The sequence below is a fragment of the Cupriavidus sp. L7L genome, assembly GCF_004353535.1.
GTDB classification, from domain to species: Bacteria; Pseudomonadota; Gammaproteobacteria; order Burkholderiales; family Burkholderiaceae; genus Cupriavidus; species Cupriavidus oxalaticus_A.
In genome coordinates this window covers 1-1,191 of record NZ_SMNY01000192.1, presented here as the reverse complement: position 1 = coordinate 1,191, position 1,191 = coordinate 1, and the positions used below count along the sequence as shown (strand labels likewise).

2 protein-coding genes are annotated in these 1,191 nt (G+C 59.8%); both read left to right on the top strand.

All coding sequences use genetic code 11. The features are described from left to right. Positions 1-54: 54 nt before the first annotated feature. Complete coding sequence (locus E1J61_RS37090) at positions 55-456, top strand: hypothetical protein (protein ID WP_133098687.1); 402 nt, start codon at positions 55-57, stop codon at positions 454-456. A gap of 13 nt (positions 457-469) precedes the next feature. Next, on the top strand, positions 470-964 hold the full coding sequence (locus tag E1J61_RS37085; protein ID WP_133098686.1) for a hypothetical protein: 495 nt from the start codon (positions 470-472) through the stop codon (positions 962-964). Positions 965-1,191: the final 227 nt, after the last annotated feature.

Below are 1,191 nucleotides of genomic sequence, written 5' to 3'. Positions count from 1 at the left end.
TATAATTTTCCGTAGTGATGCTACGATACATAAAACAAAAACTGGAGTCAAGAAATGCGAATCATGTTGCCGGACCCCGAAACTCGCGAGGTAGTTGAGGCCCTCATCGCCCTCGACCCCAAGCTCGGCCCGAAACTGAACGGCTTCGTCTATGAGAACGCTTCCACCGCCGAGATCCAACGGCGGACCGACCTAGTGCATCGTGTCACAACGTCTACGGCGCGTGCTCTGCTCGCCGCAAAGATCGTGATGCCGTCTGGTGACACCAGCCTGCGTGCTGAAATCGAAAAGTCGCTTTCCGACGCGCGGCGTGCGCCCGCTCTTCGTGATCTGGCCCTTTCAATCGTCCAGGCGGAGGCCGACACAGATGATGATGCCTTCCGGGATCAGAAGGAGATCCCGGACTCCTTGTTCAATCAACGAATCGCGCACATTCGCGAGTTCCTCGCCCACTGAATCGGAGATCGCCATGCGTGCATTGCAGCGTCTGCAGCAGAAGATCCTCGCCGAGGAACAACATCTTGACCGCAACTTCGACCTGACGCCTCGCGCGTCACGGCTTCACGACAAACTGAAACGGCAAGCCTATCTCGGCGCGAGTGTCGTTGCATTGAGCGGCGCGGTTGCCTTCGGCATGGGCAACAGCGACTACGATCCGGCGAAGTTGTATGTGGGTAATGTGGCGGAGAGCTGGCAAGTGCGGCAAAGCCTCTACGACACGCATCTGAAGCTGCTGGCAGCCGAGGAGCGCGCGCACGATATCAAGCTAGAGATGCTCGCAGCGCCCTCGCCCAAGGCGGTGGAAGGTCTGCGCCAAGAGTACGACCAGGAGCGGACGAGGATCAAAGCCCTGAAACTGGACTATCAGCTGCTTACGGCAGGGCAGGACCCCGACAAGGTCAAGCAGATCGCCCGTGAGGCAGACGCCGATTTCGGCCCGCGTGCCCCGAGGCCCCGTACCTAGTCATCGGGTTACCAATGCTCCCTCCCCGCTCCGTTCACCTCTACACATCCCCCAGTGGAGATCTCGCTGGAGAGATCTCCACAACTACGCCCGTCGACAAGTACATCGGTGCGATGCGAGTCCTGCAGGCCCGCACCGGCAAGCCTCCGCGGGCCGCCCTAGAAAACACGTTTCCTCTGGTGCTCACATCCGACGACGCGGTCTTGTCAACAGCGCGGACCAGTGGG